Origin of the sequence: Brevibacillus sp. BD137 (assembly GCF_041644655.1) — a bacterium.
Lineage (GTDB): Bacteria > Bacillota > Bacilli > Brevibacillales > Brevibacillaceae > Brevibacillus > Brevibacillus brevis_D.
Window position 1 is genome coordinate 219,857 of record NZ_JAOTNO010000004.1, and the last position, 24,904, is coordinate 244,760.

Genomic DNA, 24,904 nt, shown 5'->3' on the forward strand with positions numbered 1-24,904 from the left:
AAGAAAACGGGTTGGGAGAAAGCTTCCCAGCCCGTTTTTTTGTTGTGGAAATGGATTAGATACGTGCCATCCCCATCGCTTTTTCAACTTTGTACAACATCTCGTTTGCGACTTTATTCGCTTTTTCTGCCCCGGCAGTCAGGATATCATCCAGCTCAGAGGAGTGGAACAGCTGCTCAAAGCGTTCTTGAATCGGACGGAGCGTTTCTACGACAACTTCAGCCAGCTCGGTTTTGAATGCGCCGTAGCCTTTGCCCTCGTACATCGCTTCAATCTCATCCAGCGTTTTTCCAGAGCAGAGGGAGTAGATGGTCATGAGGTTAGAGACAGCTGGCTTCTCTGCTTTGTCATAACGCACAACGCTGTCAGAATCCGTTTGCGCGCGCTTGATTTTTTTCGTGATGGTGTCTGCATCATCCAGCATGGAGATGAAGGCGCCTTGGTTTGGATCGGATTTGCTCATTTTCTTGGTGCCTTCAGCAAGGGACATGATGCGTGCGCCAGTCTCCGGCAGGCGAACCTCTGGGATGGTGAAAATGTCGCCATAACGGTTGTTAAAACGAGCGGCTAAATCACGAGTCAGCTCCAGATGCTGCTTCTGATCCTCGCCCACAGGGACGAAATCAGTGCTGTACAGCAAAATATCAGCCGCCATCAATGGAGGATAAGCCAGCAGACCGCCTGGAATGGATTCGCCGCGTCCATCGGATTTGTCCTTGAATTGAGTCATGCGCTCCAATTCACCCAAGTAAGAGGTACACAGCATGATCCAGCCGAGCTTGGCATGGGCCGGTACTTCCGATTGGACGAACAGCGTCATTTTGTTCGGATCGAGGCCAACGGACAAATAGAGAGCCGCGAGACGACGGATGTTCTCGCGCAAGACAGCAGGCTCTTGTGGAACGGTGATCGCATGCTGGTCTACGATGCAGTAAAAGCAGTTGAACTGATCTTGAAGCGGAACGAAGTGCTTCATTGCGCCCAAGTAGTTGCCGAGTGTCAAAATACCGCTCGGCTGAATGCCGGAAAAGATGGTTTTCATGGGAAAGTTTCTCCTTTCAATCGTGAAATATGAATTCAAAATGTCCGCTTTAAATACAAAAAGGTCCATCCGCCCTGGACAGGGACGAATGAACCGTGGTGCCACCCTTGTTATTTCACGCATGGAATCTCCATACGCAAAATCTCTTTGACCCGTACCGTTTCTGTGTAAGACAGCTTGATACGGTGTCCATTGTAACGTACGGACGTAACGCCAAAGCCTACTGCCGCCATGAGAGCGGGTTCGGTTTGGAGCTCGGAAGCCCATTCATCATTTCCTTAACACTGATTCGCACCAACCATCAGCTCTCTGAAGTCTCGTAAAATGACTACTCTTCTTCCTCATTGCCATCAAATGATACCCTTTGAGCAAACATTTTACATAGAGTGGAATAAAAAAGCAAGTAGGTCTTGACAGGAAAATCCAGAAGTTGTAAAAATAACTCAAGAGTTACATAACTGACGAGTTACTTTTGGGGTGAGAAAATGACCAATGACAAGCTGTCAAAAGGAGAGTTGAGTCGCAGTCGGTTGCTTGCGGCGGCAGCTTCTGAGTTCGCGGCAAAAGGCTTTCATCGTACACGGGTGAGTGACATCGTGAAAGCAGCAGGTTTGACACAGGCTTCGTTTTACCAGTATTTCGACAGCAAGGAAGGTCTGTTTCAGCAGTTGACGGACACATTCTTAACCAGGCTATGGGAATTGGCGGACGGCGGTCAAAAGGTAACGGCCTTGACGAAGGCAGATGTCTTCCATCAGGTACGGGAAAACTTGCTCGCCTTGTTCCAATTTTTTCAAGAGCAGCCTGACTTGACCCGGATCGTGCTGTATCAGGCAGAAGAGGGCGAAGAGCTGCATCGTAAGCTGGCTTCTATTGTTGCTGTCAACTTGCGACAAAATCAGACTGCAGGGCATGTCCGTGTCGAGTTGTCTGTGGAGGTAGCGGCAGAGGCAATGATCGCAGTCGTAGACCGGATGACGACGCGGTATTTGCTGACGGGCGAGAAAACAGCGGAGCAGCTTGCAGATGACGCGGTATCTTTTTTGGCATATGGAATTTTGCAGACAAACGAATAGGAAGAGGGTGCTTGCATGCTGGAGCTGTCTCATCTGATTTGGCTGTTTTTAGTCGTTTTCATGTTTCATGATTTCGAGGAGATCGTGATGGTAGAGGGGTGGGTGCGAGCCAAGAAAGACATTATTAGACGGACTGTGCCAGAACGGCTGATGAAGATGCTGGAGCCGTCGCTTTCGATGAACACGGCGCAATTTGCGGTCGCAGTCTCTTGTATTTTTGCGGTTTTATCGCTAGCGGTCATCCTGACTGTCACGACACTTTCGTCTGGAACGTACCTTCCATTTTTCCTGGTTTGTCTGCATGTGATGTTTCTCCATGTGTTCATACATGTTGGTCATACCGTTGTCCTTCGCACGTACACACCTGGTGTGGTAACGGCTGTGGTATTCGTTTTGCCGTATAGTTTATATACATATGATCGATTGCTTGAGGCTGGCGTTGTGACGTGGCCGTTGCTATGGAGTACATTGCCTTACAGCTTGTTGATCATACCTGTTTTGTACGTGGCACACCGGATTGGGGAGGCAGCAGGTAAAATGATCCCCCGATGAGAAAAAGAAAGGGAGTATGTTATCCTAGTAGGAAGATTGGTGTGAAAGAGGGAGTTTTGTTGAAGCTGCGACTAGGCGTAATAGGCGCGGATGATTCACTTGCCATCATCGAATCAGTCATGCGAGAGTTTCCTGAAATTGAATACTTGCCGATTGTCTATTGGAAAGAGGAGGAAATCCTCGATCTGATCATGCCACATGAGGATGAGGTGGATATGTGGCTTTTCTCCGGACAGGTCCCTTATGCCATGGTGAGCGAGTCAGGCAAGGTTCAAGTGCCGATGGCGTATGTGCCTCATCTCGGTGCGAGCTTGTACAGAACCTTGCTTCATCTGTCCCATCAATTGGGAGTCCGGGTGGACGAAGTGAGCTTTGATACATTTTCACCAGAAGAACTGGAGCATTTTATGGACGAAGCGGGCATCGCTGGCGGCTACAAGTGGCTCAAGCATTACGAGGGAGCGATTTCAGCCGATGAACTGGCGGATTACCACGAACAGCTCTGGAGAGCAGGCAAGACAAAGGTGGCTGTCACCTGCTTGCGGACAGCAGAGTTAGAGCTGACACGCAGAGGTGTCCCTGTACATCGGGTCGTGCCGACGCGTGCAGGCGTTATTTCGGTCATTCACATGCTCTTGCGAACACACGAAATGCTTCACTTCAAAGATACCCAGATTGCCGTACAGATGATGGAGATCGATCCCTTTCGCGAGCTTGCCGGTGGCAATTTTTCTACAGATGAATGGCAAAATGCCGAGATCAAGACGATGGAAAAGCTGTTGCGTTACGCGAAGCATTTGCAAGGCTCATTGAAGACAGCGGGTCCCGGACGCTACGTTATTTTTACAACGCGGGGGAATTTGCAAGAAGTTACTCGTGATTATTCGACAATTCCCGACTTGGATGAGATGTTCGACATTCGTGCTGATCTGGTAACATGTGGGATCGGGATTGGCAAGACCGCTTATGAAGCGGAAATCCACGGTGGCGCGGCCCTCTTACACGCCAAAGAGCGAGGGAGCGGCAATTGGATGGTCTTTTTCGATGACAAAAGCGTCGTGGGGCCGCTCGGGCGAGACGAACAGCTCACGTATCGGTACGACTCAGAGAAGCTGCAAGCGCTCAGCCAGCTTACCTCACTCAGCGTCATGACACTGGCGAAGCTTGAATCCATCCTGAAAAAGCGCGGGTCTCAGGAGATTCATGCCCACGAATTGGCATCGCATCTACAAATATTGCCACGAAGTGCCAGACGCATACTGATTGAACTGGAGTCAAAGGGCCTTGCGCAGGTCATCCGGGAAGAAAATCCGCACCCGCGGGGCAGACCGCGCAAGGTGTATCGGATCATCTTACAATCGTAATTGTAATAAATTTACCAATTAATCATTTCTTTCAGGAAATGATTTTTTTGTCGTTAAAAAATTGTTCTCAAATTCACATTTATGACAAATAATAAGAGATGTAAACAACTATGAACTTACATAAAAAACAATATTTTCCAAGGAGGAGTTAACGAGTATGAAAAAATCGGTTTTTGCAGTAACACTCAGCTTCGCATTAGGTACCACTACATTCCTTCCGTTGGCAACGCAGGCCGCATCCGAAAGCATCGTGTATAGCGCTGAGTGGGATACCCCCGAATTTATCGGAGAAGAGTTCGAAGCAGAAGAGCTGGACGGCGAAGAAAAAGTTTGGGGATTCCTGGAGCAGTATCAAGACTCCTTCCGTATTGATGGAGATGTGAAAGATCACTTTAAAGTGCTAGATGAAGTGACAGACAAAGAGACAGACATGACTCACTACCGTGTACAAGAAATGTACGAGGGCATCCCGGTCTATGGTTACCAGCAGACGATTCACGTAAACGAGGATGGAAATGTAACGGCATTCCTCGGAAACTACGCGCCTGACCTGTCAAACAATGATACGCTGACGGAAAAACCAAAACTCAAGGCAGATAAAGCGGTCAAAGAGGCCATCAAGGATTTGGAGGATGAGATTAACGAAAAAGTAGAGAAGTTCGAGGTGAAGCCAGAAGGGAACCTCTACATCTACATCCACGAAGATGAGTCGTATTTGGCTTACGAAGTGGAGCTGAATTTCCTCGATCCGCTGCCAGGGCGTTGGAAATATTTCCTCGATGCAAATTCTGGTGAAGTCATTAACAAATACAATATGCTCCATGAGATTACAGGAACGGGTACAGGAGTACTGGGTGACACCAAATCGTTCGAAGTAACGAAAGTAAGCAATAACAACTACACGGCGAAAGACACGACTCGCGGCAAGGGAATTGAGACGTACACTGCACGCAATAGAACCAGCCTGCCAGGTACTCTTGGTTCTGACACGGATAACAATTGGACAGATGGAGCGCTTGTCGACGCACATGCGTATGCACAGAAAACCTACGATTACTACAAAAACGCACATAACCGCAACAGCTTTGACAACAATGGTGCGAAATTGATCTCCACAGTCCACTACAGCAACAGATATAACAACGCATTCTGGAACGGTACGCAAATGGTATACGGGGATGGAGATGGAAGCGTATTCCGCCCATTGTCCGCCGGACTGGATGTCGTTGCTCATGAATTAACTCATGCTGTCACAGAACGAACAGCCAATCTGATCTATCAAAACGAGTCCGGTGCACTGAACGAATCCATTTCTGATATCTTCGGGGCCATGATTGATGACGACGATTGGCTCATGGGTGAAGATGTATACACGCCAGGAACGCCTGGAGATGCACTGCGCTCTCTCGAAGATCCAACCGTTGCTGGTGATCCTGATCACTACAGCGATCGATACACAGGTCCAAATGACAACGGAGGCGTACACACGAACAGCGGTATCAACAACAAAGCAGCATATCTCCTCGCAGAGGGTGGCACACACACCGGTGTAACTGTAACAGGCATTGGTCGCAATGACACAGCAAAAATCTACTACTACGCCCTAACAAACTACCTCAATCCAAACTCTAATTTCTCCGCTATGCGACAAGCAGCCATTCAATCCGCAACAGCTCTTTTCGGTGCTAATTCCCAACAAGTAAAATCAGTAAAAGCCGCGTATGATGCAGTAGGCGTGCAATAATTACTGAGATATTTCGTGACGCGAAACAATTTTCATACTAGTAAAAATTGTCTTGCTCCTTGTGGGGTAAGGCAATTTTTTGTATGTTGGTGGTAATTTACAGCGTGTGAATATGGAGTTAGAAAGGAGTAGCTCATGAATCATTTCAAAACCATATTGCGACACCATTATGATAGAGACGCTGCTGATGTTAGCCCTCAACAAGGAGGATGGTCTGCACTTGCTTATAAAGTCATCAGCGACGAGCATTCCTATTTCTTGAAGGTCTATGAAAAAAGCAGAGCATCAACGCCCAAGTGGACAGCGCTGATCGATAAGTACGTTCCCATTATCCAGTGGCTATCCTGCCAGACCGGACTACAAGGCAAACTTCCAGTGCCGCTGCTGACAAGAAACGCAGCGTATAAACATGAAGACGACATGGGCATCTATCAGCTGTTTGAATATATTGAGGGGAAAACCATTGGGAGCCAAGCATTAAGCACGATGCAAGTCCGCCAGCTAGCAGAAATCATCGCGCAGTTGCATTTGTACGGGGAAGAAATCCCGGTCAGTACGGCTGCGATCAAGGAAGACTTCCGCATCCCATTTGCCGAGCAGTTTAGAAAAATGCTGAACGAAGATATCCATCGTCTGCCTGATGATGTGAGTGAAATCGTCAAACCTTTTGCCAGCATACTGGCTACTCGCATGAATGATTTGGAGATGATTGCCGAGGAATTGCGAGGCAGTGAGGTGAAAATGAAGCTTTGTCATACGGACATTCACAACTGGAATTTGATGCAATCTGGTCAACAGCTCATTCTCATAGACTGGGAGGGATTGAAGCTGGCTCCGGTTGAAGCAGATCTGATGTTTTTGGTAGATCAGCCGTTTTTAGAGGAGTTTATGGCTACCTATCTGAAGACACATACAAATTATGTCGTCAATCGGCAAGCACTGGAATTCTATCAAATCCGGCGTAGGTTGGAAGATATATGTGAACTGTTAGAGCAGCTTTTGTTTGATGAGCAGGAGGAAGGGGATCGAGTAGGGACGATCAGGCATTTGAAAGGGGAATTGAGTAAGGTTGAGGGAGATTAACATGATTGACGTTACTTATTTGAAAAGATTATTCCTAAATAGAAGGGATGATTTACATCTTAGGTTGGGTGATATTGGTGATTTGCTGGAGCATGGAAACCCTAATCGGAAGGACGTTATAGCATTCACACAGTATGGCTTAGAACTTGCGATTGCAGAAGAGGACTTTGAAGTAAAGGAAAGCTTGTTTTATCAACTTATGAATGCGGTAACATTTCAAGGAGTCGCAAGAGATGTAGAATGGGATCCATTAGCGAACGGTCTGCCAACGCTAGACGACGCTATCCTTGATTATGCATTAAGCATTCTTGGTTGTTCAAAAAACCGAAAATTTATAAAAATAATCGAGCCGTACTTACATTCCCCTACTGAAGATATTAGGCAAGCTGCCGCAGAAGCTTTGGAGGAAATCAATTATAACTAAGAAGAATATTGAGATTTGTGGCGCTACTTGACGAGTTATGCCTCCTTTTCAAAATAGACAGACTATTATACAATTAAGGACATAACCGTTAATCAACCGTTATTGGCTCTACATAGAAGGGGGAGTGACGCGTCATGATCAATTCGGATCGATTGTGGGATCGATTGGGACAGCTTGGCAACATTGGGAAGCAAGAGGCGGGCGGCATTACGCGGTTGTCTTTTACGCCTGAGGAACGAGCGGCAAAAGATCTCGTCACAGGCTTTATGAAAGAAGCGGGTCTCACCGTTCGCGAGGATGAGGTAGGGAACTTGATTGGCCGAAAAGAAGGGAAAAATCCAGCCGCTCCTGTCGTTTTGGTTGGCTCGCATATCGACTCCGTACCAAATGGCGGCGATTATGACGGTCCCCTTGGTGTACTGGCTGGGGTAGAAGTTTTACAGACGATGCAGGAACAGGGGATCGAAACAGAGTATCCGATCGAAGTCATCGCGTTCACGGATGAAGAAGGAACGCGTTTTGGTTACGGGATGATCGGCAGTCGTGGTATCGCGGGTCTGATCAAGCGTGACGAGCTGGAACAAGCAGACAAGAATGGGGTCACGATTGCTGAAGCAATGCGGCAATCGGGGCTTGATCCGGACCGCACCAGCCTCGCCGCGAGAACGCCTGGAAGTGTGAAAGCGTATGTGGAGCTACATATCGAGCAAGGCAAAGTACTGGAGAGCCGTGGGCTATCTGTGGGGATCGTGACAGGAGTGGCGGGCCCGCTCTGGTTGAATTTCGTGCTTGAGGGAGAAGCCGGTCATGCAGGGGCAACGCCGATGAATTTGCGCCGTGATCCGATGGCAGCAGCCGCTCAAGTGATGCTTGTCATCGAGGAAGAAGCCGGACGGACAGGAACCAGTGTAGGGACGGTTGGAAGGCTGCAAGCTTTCCCAGGCGGGGTGAATGTCATTCCGGGACGAGTCGAGTTTTCGCTTGATTTGCGCGATGTGGACGAAGCGATCCGCGATGAAGTGGAACAGCGCATTTACGAACGGGCAGAAGCGATCTGTGCAAAGCGCAATGTAACGTTGAAAGTAGAGCTGCTGCAACGCATAGCTCCTGCTGTGTGCTCGGATGATATCCAGCATGCTGTAGCCGAAGCGTGTGAGGCAGAAGGCTTGGAAGCATTTAGACTGCCGAGTGGCGCAGGGCATGATTGCATGCAGCTCGTTGGGCTGTGCCCGGTTGGCATGATTTTCGCCAGGTCCAAGGATGGCATTAGCCACAACCCGGCAGAGTTCACGACAAAAGAGGATTGTGCGAACGGAGCACAAGTACTGTACCGCACCGTTTTATCCTTAGCAAAATAGGCATAAGAGATAGTAAGTGGGGGAGCCACCTAAATCAGGAGGAGAGCGGCATGACAGCAACGGCAGTGGTAACGCTTAATAAGGCGGTCGAAGAAATCAAGGATCAGGTAATCGCATGGAGACGGTATTTGCATGAAAACCCTGAATTATCTTTCCATGAAGAAAAAACAGCACAGTTTGTATACGAGACACTTCTTTCTTTTGGCAATCTGGAAATATCCAGACCAACGAAAAACAGTGTGATGGCCAGATTGATCGGTTCCCAGCCTGGGAAAGTTCTCGCCATGCGCGCTGACATGGACGCATTGCCGATTACGGAAGAGAATACGTTTGAATTCGTATCGAAAAATCCTGGCGTTATGCATGCATGCGGACACGACGGTCACACGTCCATGCTGCTCGGTACGGCAAAGCTACTGTCTGGGATGAAGGATCAGATCAAGGGAGAGGTTCGTTTCTTCTTTCAGCACGCGGAAGAAGTATACCCGGGCGGAGCGGAAGAAATGGTACAGGCAGGCGTCATGGACGGCGTAGACATGGTAATTGGTACGCATCTGTGGTCGACGATGGAGTTTGGGACAGTAGGTATCTGCCCAGGTCCGATGATGGCCGCTCCTGATACGTTCTGGATCACTGTTCTTGGAAAAGGCGGACATGCGGCGCTCCCACATGAAACGATCGACAGCATCGCGATTGCGGCACAAGTGGTGACCAATCTCCAGCACATCGTATCCCGCAATGCCGATCCGCTCGATAATCTGGTTCTCTCTGTCACGCAATTTGTGGGGGGAACGACACATAACGTCATTCCGGGTACGGTAGAGATTTGCGGGACAGTCCGCAGCTTTGACAAAAATCTGCGCGAGTCTGTTCCAGGACTCATGGAACGCGTGATCAAAGGCATCACAGAAGCGCACGGCGCGGAATATAAGTTCAAATACGAATTTGGCTATCGCCCGGTTATCAACGATGCCGAAGTGACGAAATGGATGGAAGAGGTCGTGGAGGAATCACTGGGAGCAGAATGGGTAGAGCATATGCGCCCAACCATGGGTGGCGAGGATTTCTCGGCCTTCCAGCAAAAAGCGCCAGGCTGCTTCTTCTACGTCGCGGCCGGAAACAAAGAAAAAGGCATCACATATCCGCACCATCATCCACGTTTTACAATCGACGAGGATGCGCTCGAAGTCGGCGTCAAAATGTTCGTCAACGCGGCAAGAAAAATCGTGATGGAATAGGCAGAATGAAAAATGGCGTAAACTAATCCAAAAGTAAGGCAGCTTGTCAATGCGGCAAGCTGCTTTTTTACGTTTATCTCTAATCTGGGACTCAGGTTGTGGTACGTAATGTGTATTTAGTTGTGTTTAAGGTTGTGTAGCTGTGTATTTAACTTGGAATTCATTGTTTTTTTCTTTTGATTTTAATAAACCCTCAACAATGCAGCTATAAAATGAATGCAAACAGACCTGGATTCTTTCTCAGTGATAGGAGTCGGGGCAGAATAGGGAGGCTTGATCATTACGTAAACAAGTGATGAAGCAAATCAAGACGATGAAAAGAAAATGAATTGAGATCCGAGGAGGAGAGACACCATGAAAAAAATCCTGAACCCAAAAGGAATTGCTGCGCTTTTAACAGCTACAACTCTCGTTACCGGTGGAGTCATCGTACAAGCTCCCTTTCTGAATTCGTCAGTTTATGCCGCAGCAAAGGAGGCGAAAGAACTCTCATCTGAAAAACAACTCTATCGTTTCCTGTTTGAAAATAGCATAGAGGATAGCTCAGAATCTCACCATCCTGTGCAAGTGTCCGGAACACCAACGTTCGTGGAAGGACGTGCAGGATTGGGGAAATCCATTCATTTCCAGTCGACCTCAAAAGATAATGCAACCTGGATAGATTTAGGTGAAAATGACGAGATGAAGTTTGGGGAAACACAAGATTTCACCATTGCCTTTTGGGTGAAGTCTCCTGGCGTTGATGCTGATCCTGGCATTATCTCCAATAAAAACTGGTCAAGCGGTGGTAACGTGGGGTGGTTCATCGGACTGCAAGGTTCTACGTTAAAGTGGAATTGGCGCACATCCGATAGCTCCCGTCTCGATGCAACGATTCCAAACATTGCGGATCATGCATGGCACTATGTCGTCGTTTCTCATGATCGGGATGAACTGGCAACGATCTACGTCGACGGTAAAGTAGCAAAAACAATCGATATCAGCCAATCCAAGGGAACAATCGACACTAGCTTCACTACCAAGATTGGAGTAGATGGCGCTGGAAACCATTTTGGAAGTCGCTATGACGTGCAGTTGGACCAGTTGCAGATTCTGAGTCGCACCGTTACAGATAAAGAAGTAGCCGATAGTTACGCAAGTGCTCCGAAGATTCCAGTGAAGAGCCTTTCCCTGGATCAGAAGGAGCTCAAATTGAAGGCTGGAGCAACGATGCCTGTTACAGTTGTGATCTCTCCGAAAGAAGCATCCGTTCAGGATGTCAAATGGAGTTCCAACAACAAAGAGGTCGCGAAGGTCGAAATGATCAATGGACGCCCAACTGTTGTAGCAGGCAAGCCGGGCAAAGCAAAAATCACGGTGAAAACTGTCGATGGAGGCAAAACAGCGAAAGCGGAAGTAACCGTTACAAATTCGATTGACGTATCGGGAGACGGTCTCCTAACCGAGGAAGATCTAAACGTCATCTTGGACAACCAGAAAAGCCGCTTCGGTGATCGGCGTTGGGAAAAAGCGCAACACGCGGATATTAACAATGACAAGAAAGTGGACAAAGCCGATGTGGAGATGATGAAAGAAAAGCTGGCTCCTTATGAGAACGATTTCCTTTACAGACGTGTCGTAGTTATCGGCATCGATGGTGCAGGGAATGCAGTCAAAGATCCGGAAGCAAAGGCGACGAATATCTTGAAACTGATCGAAGAAGGTGCTGGAACATTTGAAGCGAAAGCAGAGCTGCCCACGATCAGTGCGCAAAACTGGGGATCTATCCTGCACGGCGTCACTCCTGACAAGCATCAATTGACTAACGATAGCGTAGCGGCTACTCCTTATCCGGAGAAAAACGAGTATCCTTCCTATTTGAAGCTGTTGAAACAAGAGCGTCCTAAGCTCCAGCAAGCTTCCTTCGCTACATGGGGCCCGATCAATATCGGTATCATTGAAGATTCAGCAGGTTCTTACAAGCAAAATAGCAAGTCGGATGAAGAGACTGCGAAAAAAGTAGTCGATTATATCAAAAAAGAGGGTGAAAATACTCGTAACATTTTCGTTCATTTAGATGAAGTGGACGGGGCTGGCCATAATCAAGGCTATTTCACACCGGCATTTTATAAAAAGCTCCAAAAAGCAGATGAGTATGTAGGTAATATCCTCGAGGCACTGGAAGAGGAAGGACTGATGGAGGATAGCCTGATTATCGTTACGACTGACCACGGTGGAAAAGGAACAGGGCATGGGGGTTCTTCACCGGGAGAACAGACGATTTTCTGGGCGGCAAAAGGTGGCTCCATCACGCCTGGTACAGAGCTCTCAGAGGTAGGAAACATAGACACTGCCGCCGTAGTAGCCCATGCGCTTCGGTTAGAATTGCCTGCAAATTGGGATGCTAAAATTCCAGAAGGGTTGTTTGAAGACAACGAGTAAAAAGACCAGTTATTCCTTATTCCACCATGGTGTAATAGGGGATAACTTTTTTCTTTCTAGCTAGTGACAGCGCAACTAGTACAGACGAATCAGCTTTTGCCAAAAGGAAGTTTTTCTACTCGCGTCCTTGATCTTTGCCAACTCGATTTTGGCATCCATAATGTCATTCATCGCCTTTGTCAAGCGGCGATCTCGTTCCTTCAGATTGTTGGTAATATAGGCTTCCTGCTTTTCTACACGCGCTAACAGCGCTAAGTAGGCGGCGTCTTGTTGCTGGACATGGGAAGCCAAGGCATGCAGCTTTTCATCCAGCTCTTCGAGGACAACAGTATGGTTCAAAGCCGGATGTGAGGAAACAGGGGCAGGGGGGAATGCAACCGCAACGGCCGTTTCCTTTCGGGCGGGTTCAGGTGAGCTCTGCGTGACAACCATTCGGGCAGCTTCATCTTGCGGAATGAGCTGATCCTTTGTTAAGCTATAGAACCGCTGAAGACACGTAATATCTGCCTGTCTGTACTCCCGACGATTCTGACTATCCCGCAAAAACCAGTAGCCGTGCTGTTCTAAGAGCATGCTCCACTTGCGCAAGGTGCTGGCCCCAATCCCTAACAGTCCCGCCACATCTCTTCCACTGTATGTTCTCTCCCGTGCCAATAACTCGATAACCTCTCCCATGGAAATCCCTCCTCTGGCGTAAGTCCGCTCATCTCTTGCTATACCGTTTCTGTACGTGAAAAAGGTTTTCCTTTTGGAATCGTACGACAAAATCTCACAGTGTTCGTAAGCAGCGGGGTGGTTTGGCGTCAATTTGTCACCAGTCGACAAAGTTGTTGAGGAAAATGAGGACAAATGACGGAAGGGTACAAGTACATTTTCTCTTTGACTCCGCTTTTGCTCAGTAGGGCTATGCCAAATGTTCATAGGATGCATGAGAAGGAGGGATTAACCATGGCATTCAAAGACCAAGTAAAAAAATTCGAAGGCAGAAATGTTAGGGTTGCCACTGTAGACGGTACTTTTTTCGGTCGTCTGGTACAAGTAAAATCGACCACCATTATTTTGGAAGAGCGAAATGGTAATCGCCGCACCATTATTCGTGATTCGAAAATTGTTGCCGTTACAGAGCATGACGGCGACGATTGCTAAGTTCTGATTGTAGAAAATTGGGATTTGTTTCTCAGGCTGTCGAGTGATCGACGGCCTTTCCTATTCTTTACACCCGGCGGCATGGTAACATAAAAGGGACTGAAAAAACGCTGCGAATAGAGGGGGTACCACTATGTTGGACATTCGATTTCACGGACATTCTTCCGTGCAGGTAACAAGTGAAGGGCATTCAATCATGATCGATCCGTTTATTTCAGGAAGCCCAGTGGCAGCAACCAAGCTGGAAGACATTTCGGTTCAGTACATCCTTCTGACACATGGACACCAAGATCATATTTTGGATGCAGTAGAATTGGCTAAGAAAAACGATGCGACAATCGTTGCAACCCATGAGCTTGCTACCTATTTGAGCTGGCAGGGAGTCAAGACCATCTCGATGAATCTGGGAGGCTCTGTAAAACTTCCATTTGGAAAAGTGAAAATGACACAAGCGTTTCACAGCTCTGGTGTCGTGCTGGATGATGAGAAACAAATCGTGTACATGGGGATGCCAGGGGGCTTTGTGATCGAGCTGGGTGGAAAAACGATCTATCACGCAGGGGATACAGGACTGTTCGGTGACATGAAGCTAATCGGAGAGCGTCATAACATCGATTTGGCATTCCTGCCGATTGGAGACGTGTTCACAATGGGACCTGAGGATGCACTCGTGGCTGCCGAGTGGGTACAAGCCGATTTTGTTGTGCCCATTCATTATGATACGTTCCCGCCGATCAAACAGGATGGGGAAGCATTCGTAGCCGAGCTGGCTGAGAAAGACATCAGAGGCAAGGCATTGAAGCCAGGGGAAACATTGCGTTTGCCATAACTCGCTCTAGATACATAGAACCGCTAATCTACTTAGGATGAGGTTAGCGGTTTTTTTATGGAGTTCTTTTGGATGTGGCTGCGGTGGGGAGAAGAATATTTCCAGTCTAGGCTCAGTGCTCCGTCCCGCTGAGGGTTGGGACTGTCCGCTCCGAAGGGATTTGCGGGGAAACGCAAAAGTGGTAGCCGCTACGTCGTACGGGCACGGTTGCGTTTCTTTTGCCCGCAAATCCCTTCTCCGCTGGGTAGGACTCCACAAGTCGCTACGTCTGGAAATATTCTTCTCTAGCGTTACAGATGAGATTCTGCAATCTTTTAAGGCATTTAAGACCGATCTAACAGGGAAAGCTCGTAGAGGAAACAGGAGAAAAAAGCGAAGATCTTAGGGACACCGCCCGAGACGGAATGAAAAAAAGAGAAACAAGCTCTTAGCGTCCACCTCTGAGACGCTCCCAGAATGGACCACTTTGGACGCGTGTTTCGCTTTTTTTCATGGAGGCGGGCAGTCAATCCCACAGTGGGTGGCCCTAGAAGCTGAGCGTTTTCTCCTGTTTCCTCCCCAGCACTACAGCAACGTACCAAAAAGTTTTTTATAAATCTCTGAAACTAGCATGAAAAGAGCAGGACCACTCATAGATATAGAAGAGAAAGAAGAAGAAAGGGTGACTACCTGGATGAGATTGGTGCACAATAGTCTTCTATTTCTTGCGGGAGTGGTCCTCTATTCACTGGGTGGTATCGCTTTTCCAGACGGTGGGACCTGGTATGATTCCCTTGCCAAGCCCGAAGGAACACCGCCAATCTACTTGTTTCGCATCATCTGGCTCATATTATACGCACTCATAGCATGGTCGTTCGTGATTTTGATTCGAACAAAACAGATAGACCGCGAGCTTTTGCTCCTCTATGGGATCAATTGGTTTTTTCATCAACTTTTTTTCGTGTTGTTTATCGGTTATCAATTGCTCGTGTTGGCTGCGTTGGATACCATTCTAGTGATGTATTCCACATGGGTACTCATTCGCGCCATTCGTCCCCACCACAAAATCGCATCCTCGCTACTCATTCCCTATTTCATGTGGAGCGTGTTTTTTATGTGTCTCGCAATTGGCTTCTGCCTGCTCAACCTGTGAGTACATAAGCAGCTACAGGCCCTCGACGAGTCGGCTGGCTCGCGCTGTCGCTTCTCGCTGTATTTCCTCCCAATGAATGGTTTGGAATTGGCGCTGATGCATCAAAATTTCTCCGTTCACAATGGTTGTATCCACATCGGCTCCCGTCGCGCTGTATGCAAGCAGGGCATGGATGTCATGGACAGGCAACAGGTGCGGTTTATCCAGATCGATCAGGATGAGATCAGCTCGCTTCCCGGCTTCCAGGGTTCCGACCTCGTGATCGATCGCAAGTAGCTTCGCACTTTCGATAGTAGCCATGCGCAAGGCCGCTTCGGCAGGCAGTACCGTCGGATCGCCGTGCTTGAGCTTTTGCATCCAAGTCGCGGCTTTGATCTCAGCAAACATATCGAGGGTCGTAGCACTGCCGGCACCGTCTGTTCCCATCCCGACAGTAACCCCGGCTTCGATCAGCTCTCTGACAGGGGCGATGCCGCAGCCGAGCTTCAAATTGCTGACAGGATTATGTGCGACACCGCCTCTCATCCCGCGAAGAAGCGCGACATCGGATTCATTCAGATGAACAGCATGCGCGAGCAAGACGTGCGTATCGTGAAACATGCCCAGTTCATGCAAATACTCCGTGGGTGTTTGATCATACTTGACCCGGATTTTCTCTCCTTCCTCAATCGTTTCAGCCAGATGGATGTGGAGAGGGATTTGGCGCTTGCGGGCAAGCTCGATGACTCCTTGCAAAGACTCCGGCGGGCACGTATAGGGAGCGTGCGGGCCGAGCATCGTCGTGATTCTGCCATCGCCAGCCCCCGTCCAGCTGTCGATAAGGTCTAAGGCATCGGTCATTCGGCGTCCTCCATCATCCTCAAGAAAGACCATTCCGCGTGTTAAAGAAGCGCGTATCCCGGAATCAAGTACCGCTTGGGCAACCGCATCCATATGCACATACATATCGGCAAAAGCGGTCGTGCCAGAAGCGATCATTTCTGCAATCCCGAGTGTCGTTCCCCAGTAGACATCTTCTCTTGTCATTCGGGCTTCAGCCGGGAGCATCTTTTTGTCCAACCAATCCATCAGCTTGAGATCATCGGAAAAAGCACGCAGCAAGGACATACTGGCATGGTTGTGAGCGTTGATGAGACCGGGCATCGCTACTCTATTTTTAGCCAGTATGACACGGTCTGCCTCCTCTTCAAGGGATGGTCCGATTTTGGCGATTCGACCATCCACGATCCAAATATCCCCGAGAAATGGCTTCTCTCCCTCAACCATCGTCAATATCATGCAGTCTTTAATCAGTAACGTTTTCATGGGAAAATCCTCCTTTTTCTTCCTGGTAGCGATGCAAGCGTAAAGCTTGACGCCGCGAGAAAGTCAAGGAGGGAATTTATGAAAAAGAGAGAACAAATTCAGAAGCGTTGTGCTGAGCTTCGTGATTTTGAAATATTGTTTATTAGATAATAATTGACGAGAGAAATAATGCTACATAAAATGTAAGTAAGATTTGGGGGAAGAAAGTGATGTCACATATGTTAAATGGAGGGCTTGTCGGCCTGCAAGCAATCTTGGATCAATTAAAGCCTTCGGAGCGAAAAGTCGCCGATTATATTCTGGCTCACCCGGAAGATGTCGTGAAGCTCTCTGTCCAAAAATTGGCGGAATATAGTGGGGTATCCGAGGCGACGATCATCCGTTTGGCTCGTTCTCTTAATATGAAGGGGTATCAGGAGCTAAAGCTGCGCGTCGCTGGAGATTTGACGAAACAGACGGCGATGGGCAGTTATCAGGAGATCATGATGGAGGGTTCAGTTGAATCGATTATGCAAGCGGTTAGCTGGAACAATATTCAATCCATTCAGGATACGCTCTCAGTCTTGTCCAACGAAGAAGTAAAGAAAGCAGTCGACGTGCTGGCAGTAGCCAGGAAGATCGATGTTTACGGTGTCGGTGCTTCGGCGGTCATTGCTGACGATATCCGGCAAAAATTTTCGCGGATTAACTTGTGGTGTGAGGCTTATTCGGATTTTCACGCACAATTAACGTCGGCTGTCACTTTGACGGAAAAAGACGTGGTCATCGGCATATCTTATTCAGGACAGACCGAAGACATTATTCAATCGTTGACGGAGGCCAAGCAGCAGGGAGCGACCATCATTACCTTGACCAAATTCGGACCCTCGCCAGTAGCCGAACTAGCCAACATTCGGTTATTCACCAGCTCGGTAGAAAAAAGCATTCGTAGCGGAGCCATGGCTTCGCGCATTGCTCAATTGAACGTCATCGATATTTTGTTTATTACCATGATCAGCAGGATGCAAGAGCGAGTCATTCCCCTGTTGGAAAAATCAAGGCTTGCTGTTAGTCGGACGAAACGCTCCTCGACGTAGGAGAAGGGAGGGAAGACATGGACGATCTAGAGCTACTTTTGCAAGGATGGGTGGACAGCGGTTTGCTCCCGGGAGCTGCCTTGCGAATCGTGCGTGATCGTCGTATCTGGTATGCGTGTGATGTCGGAACGACGAGTATTGCCAAAGACAAGCCAGTGACGCCGAATACCATGTTTGACCTGGCGTCGCTCACCAAAGTGACGGCGACGCTACCTGCTATCCTCTTGCTCGTGCAGGAGGGAGTGGTAGCGCTGGATGATCAGATTGGTCAATTTTTTCCCGATTGTCCCGCTGACAAAAAGCGGATCACACTCGAACAGTTGCTTGTCCATACCTCAGGAATGCCAGCAGATTTGGCAGAGAGAAGGCGCGATAGTAAGATCCATTTGCCAGAGCTATTGTATGCGCAACAATTGCTTCACGAGCCTGGGGCCCAGGTCGTTTACAGTGATTTGGGCATGATCTGGTTGGGCCTCGTTATTGAGCAAGTAACAGGAGAGCGCTTGGACCAGTTTGTTACTCGGCGCATCTTCACCCCATTGGGCATGACACATACTGTTTTCTGTCCGAACGAACATATTTATCGGAATATTGCGTCTACTGAATATTGTAGTCTCACCAACGCCTACATCGCAGGAGAGGTTCATGATGAGAAAGCATTTGCGATGGGAGGGGTTGCGGGACATGCTGGACTTTTCTCAACAGCTGACGATCTGTGCCGATATGCGATGAGCTGGTTGTACCAAGAGCCTCGAATACTTACGGGCGAATGGTACGAACTGGCGATTCGCAATCATACAGAGCAAGCAGGGGGGAGTAGAGGGTATGGCTGGGAGATCAATCAAGCATCCACCACCTTGAGCTGTGGAAGCGGCTTTCATCGTAGGAGCTTTGGGCATACAGGTTTTACTGGAACCAGTATGTGGATTGACCCAGAGAAACAGTTTGCTGTCATCTTTCTCACTAACGCCGTTCATCTAGGCCGTAATCATCAGCTTCGGCAATTACGACCGATTTTGCACGATGCTGTTACGGCCCAGCTTTTGCAGACCTAAGGGAAGAAAAAGGGGAGGGTTTCGGATGAAGCAATTTCGTTTTCGCTATGTAGCTTCTCTCGTGTTGACTGCGGTTATGGTGGTGACAGGATGTAGCAGTGGAGGAACCGAAACAGAGTCAGTCGGCGGACAAGGTGACGGACAGCAGGTAACACTCTCCATGCATAGTTGGCGCGTAGAAGACACGGAGGGCTACAAAGCCATCATCAAAGCTTTTGAGGCAGACCATCCGAATATCAAGATCGACTTCAAGCCATTTAAAGCAACGGAGTACAATACCATCCTCAACACGGCGCTCCAAAGCGACAGTGGCCCAGATATTTTGCAGCTGCGTCCCTATGCTCCGGGGATTGCCTTGGCTGAAGCTGGACATCTGGAGCCTCTCGACAATGTGCCAGGCATATCTACCATCCCAAAAGACGTCCTCGCAGCGGCCACAGGTAAAGATGGTAAAGTCTACGGTGTCCCACTATCCCTGAACTCCACGCAATTTTACTACAACAAGAAAATCTTCGAGCAAAATGGCCTCCAGGCACCGAAAAGCTGGGATGAGCTGATTGCGACAGCCAAAACATTGAAAGAGAAAGGAATCGTCCCGATCTCTTTCGGAGCAAAGGAAGGCTGGCTCCTCTCTCTTAGTCATGGTGTAATTGCTCCAGCTAGCTATAGCGGTACGGACTATCTCGACAAGCTGCTAAAAGGAGAAAGTGACTTAAAAAGCGCTGAGTTCCTCCAATCTGTGCAGCGTATGCAAGAACTTATCCCTTATTTCCCGGAAAATTATGTGGGTCTCGAATTGAATGATATGCGGACGTTGTTCGCCACGGAAAAAGCAGCAATGTTCATCAATGGCAGCTTTGAACTGGAAGGCATCAAAAAGCTCAACCCTGATTTGCCGCTTGATTTCTTCCCGATGCCAACCGATGACGGAAAACAAGTCCTGACAACCTGGGTCGATGGCTCCTATGCTGTAAACGCCAAGTCCAAACACAAAGTAGAGGCATTGAAGTTCATGGAATTCATGGCGACGAAAAAGTTTGGGGAGCTATTCGCTAATAAGTTCAAACGAATCAGCGCGGTGCCAGGTGTATCGACTGACGATCCGTTGGTAAACAAGATGGCAGAGCTGTCCCAATCAAGCGCCACACCCTATTTGATGGTCGTCAGCTTCGCGGAAGGAAAACCGACCACGAAGCAAACATTGGAAAACGCCCTCCAAGGCATGTATTTAGGCAAGCTCACCCCTGAGCAGGTCGTAGAAGAAGTACAAAAGTCGGCGGCTACCTGGTTCCCTCCCTTTAAAAAGTAGAAAATAGCAGACGGAAAGGGGGAGTGGACCTAAGTTGGGTTCACTCCCGGCTTCTGAACAGGCCGCGATGATTTTCGTAAAAAGGGGTGGGCATCATCGAGAGGGTAAACCGAAAAAGCATTCGAACAAAGGGGCAAGTACGCTGGCTGATTCACTTGTTTCCGCTGCCCGCGCTTGTTATTTATACGTTGTTTGTCGTGTACCCGATCTTTTCGGCATTCTTATACAGCCTGTACGACTGGAATGGCATAAAGCGTGGGGTTTTTGTCGGACTGCAAAATTTCATTACGCTGTTTACGGTAGAGCCTTTCAACGAAATGTTCTGGAATGCTTTTCGGCATAACGTCTTCTACTTTGTGGTCGAAATGATTGTGCAAAATGGGATTGCCTTCGGTCTGGCTTTTCTCATCTATCGCAAAATACGAGGATCCGGCTTTCTCAAGATTGCTTATTTCATGCCAAGGCTGTTGTCAGTTATTGTAATTGGGTTTTTGTGGAAGTTAATTTTAAACCCGAATTACGGTGCACTCAATAGCATTTTGGCAAAAATTGGTCTAGAAGAATGGGCCAGACCATGGCTGGGTGACCCAGATACAGCGCTACTTGCGATTATTTTGATTAACTCTTGGTTTGGCATAGGCTTTGCCATGCTAATCTTTTTGGCGGGACTTCAGTCGATCCCGGAGGATTTGATCGAGGCGGCGAGATTGGATGGGGCAACAGGCTTGCGGATGCTGTGGAAAATGATTTTGCCGCTGTGCATGCCAGCGATTACGATTATGACGATATTTACGTTCATTCAGGCGTTTGAAGCGTTTGAGCTCGTTTACGCTATGCAAGGCTCGATGGGTGAGCCGTTTTATTCGACGGATACGCTGGCTGTTTATTTTTATCGCATGGCGTTTAGCAGCGGAGCTGGGGATGTCACACTTGGACTCGGTTCGGCATTGGCTGTCGTGTTGTTTTTCATCGTCGGATCTGTGTCGGCGTTGTCGCTCTATTTGATGAGGAAACGAGAGGTCCAACACTAATTGCGTGTTCCTGAGTGGAAAGGAGGGTGCGATGTGAAGATGACTGTGGGTGGGAGAGCTATATCTTATGTGCTGGCGTATTTATTTGCGTTACTCGCGCTATATCCGATCGTACTGATGATTTCTTCTTCCTTGAAAACGAATAGGGAGATATTTGCGAGTCCGCTCTCCCTTCCGAAGACGTTTAGTTTGGATACGTACAAAAAGCTGTGGGAAGCCGTGCCTTTTGCCGACTTTTTATGGAACAGTGTATTCGTCAGTGCTCTGTCTGTCTTGCTCATTACGGTTTTTTCAGCGATGGCGGCCTTTTACTTGTCGCGTTTTTCTTTTACATGGACAGCGGGGCTCTACTTCTTTTTCATTATTGGCCTGATGATTCCGATCAAGCTGGGGATCGTTCCCTTGTTTTTGCTGATGAAGAATCTCGGCCTCTTGAATTCACTGTGGTCGCTGATTCTGATTTATACGGCGAGTGGGATTCCGATCTCTGTTTTTATTTTGACGGGCTTCTTTCGGACGTTGCCGATTGAGCTGGAGGAAGCGGCGCGGATCGACGGATGCAGCCATTTTCAGGTGTTTTGGCGCGTGCTTTTACCGCTGATCCGTCCTGCTTTGGCTACGGTGGTCATTATTAATTTCATCCATGCGTGGAACGACTTTTTCTTCCCGTTGATTTTCATTCAGGAGGAAGCGCTCAAGACGATCCCGGTAGGCATGATGGTGCTGTTTGGAGAATATGAAACGGATTGGAGCCTGTTGTTTGCAGGGCTCACGTTGTCTGCTTTACCGATGATCATCGTGTTTTTGCTGGCATCGAGGCAGTTTATGGAGGGGTTGACGGCAGGTGCAGTCAAGTAATGGGGAAAAGTGGTTTATCGGGATCGATGGGGGCGGAAGCAAAACCAGAGCAGCCATCTGCAATGAGGCAGGACAGGTGGGGGCAATCGTGGTGGGGGAATCATCAAACCCGCTCTCCAGAAGCTGGGGGGATGTGGAAGCTACACTACGCCAACTCATGGTTGCTGTGAGAATAAAGGCAGGTGCCAAGGAAGAGGGAGTAGCCGGTCTGTTTATTGGGCTTGGCGGTGCAGATCGTCCGCAGATCAAGGAAAGAATTCAGCTTGCCTTTGTCGATGAGTGGGGAGAACGGCTATTGATTGATAACGATGTCATCGCAGCCCTTTACGCAGGGACGTGGGGGCAGCCAGGCGTCGTACTCCTTGCTGGTACAGGCTCGATTGCCTGTGCCTTTTCAAAAGAGGGGGCGCGGCACCGTGTAGGCGGATGGGGGTATCTGGTAGGAGATGAGGGCAGCGGGTTTGATTTGGGCAAAAAAGCGGCAAGCGCCGTATTGCGCGAATACGATGGACGCGGTGAATCGACAGTGCTGACACAACTGTTTATGGACCACTATGGCGTTGAGCGTCCTGATGAACTGATCAGCCTGATCTACGGGGGAAGCAATCCGCGAATGGAGCTGGCAAAAACGAGTCAGCTCGTAGAACAAGCCGCAACACTAGGCGATCCGGTGGCGAATACATTGATCATGCAAGCAGTGGAGGATTTGCTAGATTTGGCCGATGCTTGCTTAAAAAAAGTTCAGGAGCCTGTACCAGTCGTTTTAGCGGGAGGATTGTTAACGTCCAGCACGATCCTTCGCGAACAACTGATTGGGAGAGCTTCGTTTCAAACAATCATTCCCACGGTACCACCTGTCGTCGGAGCGCTGGTAGCGGCTTTCACAAAGCTGGGCTTCGTTGTTGACGAAAAAATGGCCGAGCAGCTACGAGTCAGTGCAGAGGTACTGGAAGAGAAATCACACAATTAAATTTCCAGAGGGATGGAAACAGCAGAACGAATAGGGTAAAATTGGGTGAGAATAGGATTTGAGAACGTTGTAGGCTATTTCCGTAATTTGGAGTAGCCGTTTTCTCGTCCCAGGAGGGAGGGGCACGATGAAAAATTTATTGGACAGTGGATGGAGAAGTGGTCATCTCTATCGTTCCTTCTTTGATCAAATGATTCAGGCCACTTTTCTGCTCGATCAATTTGGTAGAGTTTTTAAAGGCAATCCTGCCTGCCAAGTATTGACTGGCTACTCCGTAGAAGAATGGGAAGGATCCTCATTTTGGAAGCTGGCTATTTCGGAAGAACAGGAGATGGTACGCCTTCAAACACAATTTGCGATGAATGGTGATCCGAGACCTTTTTTCACCGCTTTTCGTCATAAGGATGGCACAAGTATCCCCGTGCATATTACATATGGAGCTTTTTGGGAGGAAGGCACATCAATTGGGTATTATGCGATGGTGCAGAGGCTCCCGGCCCCGTTTGGTGACAGCTATGGTTCCAAACAGTGCAGAGTATTGGATATTTCCGGTGAAGGTGCGTTCATTTTCCGTGCTGGGGAGCTTCAATACGTCAACCAAGCAGGGATGCAACTGGTTGGGGCTTCCGGCTTGGACGAGCTGTTATGGTATCCATTTCAGTCGTTTTTCCATCCACGTGATGTACCGAAGATCAAGGGCCTCATCCGCACTTTGGAAGAAGGGGAAACAGCCTCGCCAATTGAGGTTGAGCTAATCCGTTTGGATGGCAGTCGGACGGAGGTAGAAGTGTGTGGAACATCCATGACGATGTTGGACCAGCTCTCCCTGTACATACTGATCCGGGATATTACGGAACGCAAACGGGCGCAAGAATTTTTGCAAAACTCGGAAAAACTCGCGCTGGTCGGGCAATTGGCGGCAGGGATCGCGCATGAGATACGCAATCCGCTTACCTCGTTAAAAGGCTTTGTGCAATTAATGCAAAAGGATGGCATGAGAAAGCCGGAGTATTTTTCGATCATGAGCTCGGAATTGGCGCGAATTGAGATGATTGTCTCAGAGCTGTTGGTCTTGGCGAAGCCGCATACGGCTGTGTTTGAAGCCCGCGATCTGTCCAACCTGATCACGCATGTGGTTACGCTCTTGGAGACGGAGGCGATTTTGAAAAAGGTCATGATTCAGGTCGTTTTCGAATCGGAAGTCCCCTTGATCCATTGCGATGAAAATCAGTTGAAGCAAGCTTTCATTAACTTTTTGAAAAATGGGATCGAAGCGACCGCTGGGAATGGAGAAATTGTGATTCGACTGCGGTGTGAAGATGATCGAGTCGTCATTCGGTTTGAAGACAATGGAGTGGGGATCCCGGCCCATCAGATGGCGAGATTGGGAGAGGCTTTTTTCACGACGAAGGAAACGGGGACGGGCCTGGGATTGATGGTGAGCCGCAAAATCATCGAGAACCATCGGGGGACGCTGCGGTTAATAAGCACCCCAGGTAACGGAACGGCAGTCGAGGTATGCTTGCCGATCAGCAGCTAGGAGGACGACTGGATGAACAAAAATACGGTACTGACAGCAGGCTTCGCCCAAATCCCCAAGGGAACTACCTTGTACGAGGTTTCAACCATGGTAGGCTGTGTACTCATCATTGATGTAGACGCCGAAGTGATTTGCGACGCCAGCTTTACCTTTGTCATGGACAAGACGAGTGAGTTTTTGGTTAGCTTGCTTGTAGGCAAGACAGTTGCAGATGGCATGCAGGAGATCACGAAGGCGATCCAAGAACGTTTTTTAGCACCTGGTCAGGGAGCTGTCTTGCAAGCCATCCGTGCAGCTATTGAGCGATATCATGAAAAAAAAGCGTAAAGCTACCCAATAGCCGGAGGGTTG

23 protein-coding genes and 1 other annotated feature are annotated in these 24,904 nt (G+C 48.6%); of the genes, 20 read left to right on the forward strand and 3 right to left on the reverse strand.

Features of this window, described 5'->3' with window-relative positions:
* Positions 1-55: 55 nt before the first annotated feature.
* Entirely contained in the window at positions 56-1,042 is a 987-nt protein-coding gene (gene trpS / locus ODZ53_RS11100) for a tryptophan--tRNA ligase (protein ID WP_064202508.1), read from the reverse strand.
* 77 nt (positions 1,043-1,119) lie between these two features.
* Positions 1,120-1,396, reverse strand: a binding site (T-box leader).
* Positions 1,397-1,527: 131 nt separating this feature from the next.
* On the opposite strand from trpS, the gene ODZ53_RS11105 reads away from it, so the two are divergent.
* From ODZ53_RS11105 to ODZ53_RS11145, 9 genes are all read left to right on the forward strand, one after another.
* Positions 1,528-2,118 carry a TetR/AcrR family transcriptional regulator gene (locus ODZ53_RS11105; RefSeq protein ID WP_199930215.1) on the forward strand — a complete coding sequence of 197 codons (591 nt, stop codon included), beginning with the start codon at positions 1,528-1,530 and terminating at the stop codon, positions 2,116-2,118.
* A 15-nt stretch (positions 2,119-2,133) separates the two neighbouring features.
* Positions 2,134-2,670 (forward strand): HXXEE domain-containing protein, encoded by a 537-nt coding sequence (locus tag ODZ53_RS11110; RefSeq protein ID WP_372677002.1) that lies wholly within the window; start codon positions 2,134-2,136, stop codon positions 2,668-2,670.
* A gap of 41 nt (positions 2,671-2,711) precedes the next feature.
* On the forward strand, positions 2,712-4,034 hold the full coding sequence (locus tag ODZ53_RS11115; RefSeq protein WP_372677004.1) for a helix-turn-helix domain-containing protein: 1,323 nt from the start codon (positions 2,712-2,714) through the stop codon (positions 4,032-4,034).
* Positions 4,035-4,191: 157 nt separating this feature from the next.
* Positions 4,192-5,778 carry a M4 family metallopeptidase gene (locus ODZ53_RS11120; protein WP_372677006.1) on the forward strand — a complete coding sequence of 529 codons (1,587 nt, stop codon included), beginning with the start codon at positions 4,192-4,194 and terminating at the stop codon, positions 5,776-5,778.
* Between the two features lie 135 nt (positions 5,779-5,913).
* Positions 5,914-6,861: an aminoglycoside phosphotransferase family protein gene (locus tag ODZ53_RS11125; RefSeq protein WP_372677008.1), complete on the forward strand. Its 948-nt coding sequence runs from the start codon at positions 5,914-5,916 to the stop codon at positions 6,859-6,861.
* A 1-nt stretch (position 6,862) separates the two neighbouring features.
* Positions 6,863-7,285 (forward strand): hypothetical protein, encoded by a 423-nt coding sequence (locus ODZ53_RS11130; RefSeq protein ID WP_372677010.1) that lies wholly within the window; start codon positions 6,863-6,865, stop codon positions 7,283-7,285.
* Between the two features lie 134 nt (positions 7,286-7,419).
* The gene (locus ODZ53_RS11135; protein WP_372677012.1) at positions 7,420-8,643 is read left to right on the forward strand and encodes a Zn-dependent hydrolase; all 1,224 of its coding nucleotides are present in this window, start codon (positions 7,420-7,422) and stop codon (positions 8,641-8,643) included.
* 50 nt (positions 8,644-8,693) lie between these two features.
* A complete protein-coding gene (locus ODZ53_RS11140; RefSeq protein WP_012685059.1) occupies positions 8,694-9,881 on the forward strand; it encodes a M20 family metallopeptidase in 1,188 nt (395 codons plus the stop codon).
* Positions 9,882-10,235: 354 nt separating this feature from the next.
* On the forward strand, positions 10,236-12,302 hold the full coding sequence (locus tag ODZ53_RS11145; RefSeq protein ID WP_372677014.1) for an alkaline phosphatase family protein: 2,067 nt from the start codon (positions 10,236-10,238) through the stop codon (positions 12,300-12,302).
* 75 nt (positions 12,303-12,377) lie between these two features.
* Here the strand turns inward: ODZ53_RS11145 and ODZ53_RS11150 are convergent, their stop codons facing one another.
* Positions 12,378-12,977 carry a MerR family transcriptional regulator gene (locus ODZ53_RS11150; RefSeq protein WP_234127071.1) on the reverse strand — a complete coding sequence of 200 codons (600 nt, stop codon included), beginning with the start codon at positions 12,975-12,977 and terminating at the stop codon, positions 12,378-12,380.
* A gap of 273 nt (positions 12,978-13,250) precedes the next feature.
* On the opposite strand from ODZ53_RS11150, the gene ODZ53_RS11155 reads away from it, so the two are divergent.
* The 3 genes from ODZ53_RS11155 (at position 13,251) to ODZ53_RS11165 (ending at position 15,409) form a co-directional block, all read left to right on the forward strand.
* On the forward strand, positions 13,251-13,448 hold the full coding sequence (locus ODZ53_RS11155; RefSeq protein ID WP_048031656.1) for a hypothetical protein: 198 nt from the start codon (positions 13,251-13,253) through the stop codon (positions 13,446-13,448).
* A 133-nt stretch (positions 13,449-13,581) separates the two neighbouring features.
* Positions 13,582-14,277 carry a metal-dependent hydrolase gene (locus ODZ53_RS11160; RefSeq protein WP_199930224.1) on the forward strand — a complete coding sequence of 232 codons (696 nt, stop codon included), beginning with the start codon at positions 13,582-13,584 and terminating at the stop codon, positions 14,275-14,277.
* A 673-nt stretch (positions 14,278-14,950) separates the two neighbouring features.
* Positions 14,951-15,409 carry a TspO/MBR family protein gene (locus tag ODZ53_RS11165; protein ID WP_372677017.1) on the forward strand — a complete coding sequence of 153 codons (459 nt, stop codon included), beginning with the start codon at positions 14,951-14,953 and terminating at the stop codon, positions 15,407-15,409.
* Positions 15,410-15,421: 12 nt separating this feature from the next.
* On the opposite strand, the gene ODZ53_RS11170 is transcribed toward ODZ53_RS11165, so the two are convergent.
* A complete protein-coding gene (locus ODZ53_RS11170; RefSeq protein ID WP_372677019.1) occupies positions 15,422-16,714 on the reverse strand; it encodes an amidohydrolase in 1,293 nt (430 codons plus the stop codon).
* 218 nt (positions 16,715-16,932) lie between these two features.
* On the opposite strand from ODZ53_RS11170, the gene ODZ53_RS11175 reads away from it, so the two are divergent.
* From ODZ53_RS11175 to ODZ53_RS11210, 8 genes are all read left to right on the forward strand, one after another.
* Positions 16,933-17,790: a MurR/RpiR family transcriptional regulator gene (locus ODZ53_RS11175; protein WP_483862073.1), complete on the forward strand. Its 858-nt coding sequence runs from the start codon at positions 16,933-16,935 to the stop codon at positions 17,788-17,790.
* Between the two features lie 17 nt (positions 17,791-17,807).
* Positions 17,808-18,845 carry a serine hydrolase domain-containing protein gene (locus ODZ53_RS11180; RefSeq protein ID WP_372677021.1) on the forward strand — a complete coding sequence of 346 codons (1,038 nt, stop codon included), beginning with the start codon at positions 17,808-17,810 and terminating at the stop codon, positions 18,843-18,845.
* Between the two features lie 25 nt (positions 18,846-18,870).
* Positions 18,871-20,154, forward strand: a complete 1,284-nt coding sequence (locus ODZ53_RS11185; RefSeq protein WP_372677023.1) for an ABC transporter substrate-binding protein — start codon at positions 18,871-18,873, stop codon at positions 20,152-20,154.
* 92 nt (positions 20,155-20,246) lie between these two features.
* Positions 20,247-21,185, forward strand: coding sequence for a carbohydrate ABC transporter permease (locus ODZ53_RS11190; RefSeq protein WP_372677409.1), 939 nt, complete (start codon positions 20,247-20,249; stop codon positions 21,183-21,185).
* 33 nt (positions 21,186-21,218) lie between these two features.
* Positions 21,219-22,043: a carbohydrate ABC transporter permease gene (locus ODZ53_RS11195; protein ID WP_372677025.1), complete on the forward strand. Its 825-nt coding sequence runs from the start codon at positions 21,219-21,221 to the stop codon at positions 22,041-22,043.
* Positions 22,030-23,013 (forward strand): N-acetylglucosamine kinase, encoded by a 984-nt coding sequence (locus ODZ53_RS11200; RefSeq protein ID WP_372677027.1) that lies wholly within the window; start codon positions 22,030-22,032, stop codon positions 23,011-23,013. Before ODZ53_RS11195 ends, ODZ53_RS11200 begins: the two co-directional genes overlap by 14 nt.
* A gap of 127 nt (positions 23,014-23,140) precedes the next feature.
* On the forward strand, positions 23,141-24,553 hold the full coding sequence (locus ODZ53_RS11205; protein ID WP_372677029.1) for an ATP-binding protein: 1,413 nt from the start codon (positions 23,141-23,143) through the stop codon (positions 24,551-24,553).
* Positions 24,554-24,565: 12 nt separating this feature from the next.
* A complete protein-coding gene (locus tag ODZ53_RS11210; RefSeq protein WP_007725309.1) occupies positions 24,566-24,880 on the forward strand; it encodes a DUF3870 domain-containing protein in 315 nt (104 codons plus the stop codon).
* Positions 24,881-24,904: the final 24 nt, after the last annotated feature.

Excerpts from the sequence above, each read along its gene's own strand:
- trpS (WP_064202508.1), bottom strand. The coding sequence starts at position 1,042 with ATGAAAACCATCTTTTCCGGCATTCAGCCGAGCGGTATTTTGACACTC.
- ODZ53_RS11105 (WP_199930215.1), top strand. The coding sequence starts at position 1,528 with ATGACCAATGACAAGCTGTCAAAAGGAGAGTTGAGTCGCAGTCGGTTG.
- ODZ53_RS11110 (WP_372677002.1), top strand. The coding sequence starts at position 2,134 with ATGCTGGAGCTGTCTCATCTGATTTGGCTGTTTTTAGTCGTTTTCATG.
- ODZ53_RS11120 (WP_372677006.1), top strand. The coding sequence starts at position 4,192 with ATGAAAAAATCGGTTTTTGCAGTAACACTCAGCTTCGCATTAGGTACC.
- ODZ53_RS11125 (WP_372677008.1), top strand. The coding sequence starts at position 5,914 with ATGAATCATTTCAAAACCATATTGCGACACCATTATGATAGAGACGCT.
- ODZ53_RS11130 (WP_372677010.1), top strand. The coding sequence starts at position 6,863 with ATGATTGACGTTACTTATTTGAAAAGATTATTCCTAAATAGAAGGGAT.
- ODZ53_RS11135 (WP_372677012.1), top strand. The coding sequence starts at position 7,420 with ATGATCAATTCGGATCGATTGTGGGATCGATTGGGACAGCTTGGCAAC.
- ODZ53_RS11140 (WP_012685059.1), top strand. The coding sequence starts at position 8,694 with ATGACAGCAACGGCAGTGGTAACGCTTAATAAGGCGGTCGAAGAAATC.
- ODZ53_RS11145 (WP_372677014.1), top strand. The coding sequence starts at position 10,236 with ATGAAAAAAATCCTGAACCCAAAAGGAATTGCTGCGCTTTTAACAGCT.
- ODZ53_RS11150 (WP_234127071.1), bottom strand. The coding sequence starts at position 12,977 with ATGGGAGAGGTTATCGAGTTATTGGCACGGGAGAGAACATACAGTGGA.
- ODZ53_RS11155 (WP_048031656.1), top strand. The coding sequence starts at position 13,251 with ATGGCATTCAAAGACCAAGTAAAAAAATTCGAAGGCAGAAATGTTAGG.
- ODZ53_RS11160 (WP_199930224.1), top strand. The coding sequence starts at position 13,582 with ATGTTGGACATTCGATTTCACGGACATTCTTCCGTGCAGGTAACAAGT.
- ODZ53_RS11165 (WP_372677017.1), top strand. The coding sequence starts at position 14,951 with ATGAGATTGGTGCACAATAGTCTTCTATTTCTTGCGGGAGTGGTCCTC.
- ODZ53_RS11170 (WP_372677019.1), bottom strand. The coding sequence starts at position 16,714 with ATGAAAACGTTACTGATTAAAGACTGCATGATATTGACGATGGTTGAG.
- ODZ53_RS11175 (WP_483862073.1), top strand. The coding sequence starts at position 16,933 with ATGTTAAATGGAGGGCTTGTCGGCCTGCAAGCAATCTTGGATCAATTA.
- ODZ53_RS11180 (WP_372677021.1), top strand. The coding sequence starts at position 17,808 with ATGGACGATCTAGAGCTACTTTTGCAAGGATGGGTGGACAGCGGTTTG.
- ODZ53_RS11185 (WP_372677023.1), top strand. The coding sequence starts at position 18,871 with ATGAAGCAATTTCGTTTTCGCTATGTAGCTTCTCTCGTGTTGACTGCG.
- ODZ53_RS11205 (WP_372677029.1), top strand. The coding sequence starts at position 23,141 with ATGAAAAATTTATTGGACAGTGGATGGAGAAGTGGTCATCTCTATCGT.
- ODZ53_RS11210 (WP_007725309.1), top strand. The coding sequence starts at position 24,566 with ATGAACAAAAATACGGTACTGACAGCAGGCTTCGCCCAAATCCCCAAG.